The sequence below is a fragment of the Streptomyces sp. NPDC006624 genome (genome assembly GCF_040611555.1).
Taxonomy (GTDB): domain Bacteria; phylum Actinomycetota; class Actinomycetes; order Streptomycetales; family Streptomycetaceae; genus Streptomyces.
On record NZ_JBEXOM010000052.1, the window covers coordinates 1 to 1900 of the forward strand.

At 61.7% G+C, this 1900-nt stretch carries 2 protein-coding genes; both read left to right on the plus strand.

The window, feature by feature from the left end:
- Positions 1-264 precede the first annotated feature (264 nt).
- The gene (locus ABZY20_RS37060; RefSeq protein WP_356447918.1) at positions 265-561 is read left to right on the plus strand and encodes a hypothetical protein; all 297 of its coding nucleotides are present in this window, start codon (positions 265-267) and stop codon (positions 559-561) included.
- Between the two features lie 698 nt (positions 562-1259).
- Positions 1260-1604 carry a hypothetical protein gene (locus ABZY20_RS37065; protein ID WP_356447920.1) on the plus strand — a complete coding sequence of 115 codons (345 nt, stop codon included), beginning with the start codon at positions 1260-1262 and terminating at the stop codon, positions 1602-1604.
- Positions 1605-1900: the final 296 nt, after the last annotated feature.

The window sequence follows — 1900 nt, forward strand, 5'->3', positions numbered from 1 at the left end:
GCCCACGCGGCGACAGACTCTCGGCTCGGACGCCTCGGCCACGTCGTATCGCTCGACTGCTTGCCAGCTCGGCACACACCGTGCCTGCTCAGAGTCCACCCCGGATTCGGCGCCGGTCGACCTTCCTTTGATCTACGAGGCTTGCGGCTGCTTGTGCCACGCGGTATCCGATCGATCTCGGGGCGGGGATGACGCAGCGAGGGACTCGGCATCCAGCGGCGCGTCGGTGCCCACCGTCGAGGCCACCGGCGGGGGAGTGCAGCGATGACGACACGAGACGAATTGAGGCTTCTTCCCTGGGCGGGGCCGGACGGCAAGCCGTGCTACCTGAGCACAGATGACCAAGGCGGCTACGTGTCCCGCCTGGCGGATCACATTGAGGCGTATCAACTCGGGATGGCGTCTCAACTGCTGGAGCACGCACGTCAGGTACTCGACGACGACACCGACGAGCTGGAGGAGTTGCGCCTTCTCGCCGCCCAGCTGACCAGCGCCTTGCGAGACGTGCTGGGAGTCGCCACCAGCCGCGGACGCAGGCCCGTCGCGCCTGGGCGCCCCTGAGGGGGCTGAGCTGTAGCGGTGTGTGATGCGGGGAGCCTCGGACACGGCCCGGGGCTCCCTGTTCCCGTCAGGCGTGCCCTTGGCGCGCCTGGTAGGGCTGATCTCTATAAACACCGCTTTAGGAGTTCGCTCGCGCCTCGGAGTGGTCGGCACCTGCCTCGTCTCCCGGTGCCACGTGTGGATGCTGTGTGCCGCCGTCATCCGGGGGCGTTGATGTCAGCGTTGGATGTCAGCGGAACAACTACGGCTCGCCGAGATAGTGACGGCCTCCGACTCAAGCGGCGTAGATCCCGCCGTCGAGGAGTGGTTGCCTCAGTACAGTTGGCGCCCGATCTTGGCGACAACCCTGGGCAACCGCGGTCGGTTCGGTTCAGCGAAGTACTCGTCCGCTGGCCTCAGTTGCGGCACAATTGTCAAGAACGATCGAGTCTCCTGAACCGGAGGCCGACGATACCATCGGGGAACTGAGGACTGAATGAGCGAACGCTTCCCAGACGTCGACTGGTATTGCGACAGGTGCGGAGAGCACCTCAACGACCAAACTGGCTTCGATGACCACCGTTACACGTGGAAGTGCGAAGAGTGTGGACACAAGAACAGCATTTCGAGGGACAATATCTACGACTCCCATGAAGACTTCCACGGATCGGCGTGACCCGAGATCGTTCCCTGTTCAGGAATAGCGCACGGAGGACTTGATGGTGTTCGATACGAGCGACTACGAAGAGATTCGCTCGATGAAGCGCGACGATTGTTATTACTTCACTTACCCAATCGAGTACATCATTGATCGAGTAGGTGACGAGAATTCGGACGAATACGTTATCGGGAATACGACGATCGACGTTCAGTTTGACTGGCATGACGATGACGACAATCAAGCGCCCGGCTATCGACTCAGTTACAAGGTCAACAATTACGACCAAATTCCGGTCGGCTTCAACGGATCGGAATCTGATTTGCTTGACCAGATCTACTCGGAAATCCAAGACGATTTGCGCGCTTCCGGGATCGAGGTCGGCGCGGTCGAAACCTGGTTCTAGGTTGATGCCGTCTATTTTTCGCCCGGCAAGTGGAGCCAGATCGTCGGCTGCGACAGACACTCGCCAAGTACCGCAAGCGACACCGCAGGAGAGTCGTCACCAGCCTACGGGCCCCGGCACAGTTCGTCGCGGTACAGCCATCGGTTCGAGCTATGCTCAGGGCGCCGAAACGGGCGGGGTCTACGGCCGAGGCGGTCACCCGGTGCGGTTCAGTTGGCCGCTGGCGGTCCTGTCGTGCCACAACACCTGAGCTGTGAAGGGCCGGGGCGGGGAAGGGGTTTCCTGACAGACAGGCG